At 71.4% G+C, this 654-nt stretch carries 2 protein-coding genes; both read right to left on the bottom strand.

Translation table 11 applies throughout. The features are described from left to right. Positions 1 to 262, bottom strand: a 262-nt coding sequence (locus D5H75_RS40750; RefSeq protein WP_147425485.1) for a hypothetical protein, incomplete at its 3' end; no start/stop codon positions are given. Further along, positions 259 to 651, bottom strand: coding sequence for a plasmid replication, integration and excision activator (locus tag D5H75_RS40745; protein ID WP_119931986.1), 393 nt, complete (start codon positions 649 to 651; stop codon positions 259 to 261). The genes D5H75_RS40750 and D5H75_RS40745, both read right to left, overlap by 4 nt. Between the last annotated feature and the right edge of the window lie 3 nt (positions 652 to 654).

The raw sequence follows: 654 nt of genomic DNA, 5'->3' as shown, positions 1-654 counted from the left end.
GCACCTCCTCGCCGCCCGCGTGCGACTCGTGCCACATCCGCTCCACCTCGGCCGCGAAGAGCCGGGCCGCCTGCGCGAGTTCCTGCGCGAAGACGACCGTCGAGTACTCCACCCGACCGGCGTTGAGCGTGACCTTCATCGAGGCGTGCCCCGCCGCCACCTCCAAGATCGGAGTCCGCGCCGGGTAGATCAGGCAATCCGCCCGGCCCCGCCCGTCCACGTGCAGCGAGGTCATCTGCCACGACCCGTTGAACCGGCTCATGCCGCCGCCTCCTTACCGGTCGCCGCGTGCGGACGAGCGCCGGCCTTGGCCGCGCGCACGGCCTGAGCCTTGATCGAGTAGGCCAGCCGGTTGTTCCCGTTGACCCACGGCGTCACGGTCATCCCGTCGAACTCCACCGGCACGAACGGAGCCCCGCCCGAGTCCGGCAACACCGGCTGAACCGGCGCGATGAGCTTGACCTTGACCGTCTTGTCCCGCGCCTCGGGGTCGGCGTCCAGCACCTCGACCTGCCACAGCAGCTCACCGGTCGCCGCGTCCCGCCCCTGCACGAACCGGTCCCGCGTCGAGGCGTCGAAGTCCCGCACCGGCTCGACCTGCCCTACCGCGTAGCACCCGTGCGGGAACACCTGCCCGAAGTGCACCGGGATCGC

Origin of the sequence: Bailinhaonella thermotolerans, assembly GCF_003594875.1 — a bacterium.
GTDB classification, from domain to species: Bacteria; Actinomycetota; Actinomycetes; order Streptosporangiales; family Streptosporangiaceae; genus Bailinhaonella; species Bailinhaonella thermotolerans.
This window is presented reverse-complemented; position numbering and strand designations above follow the sequence as displayed.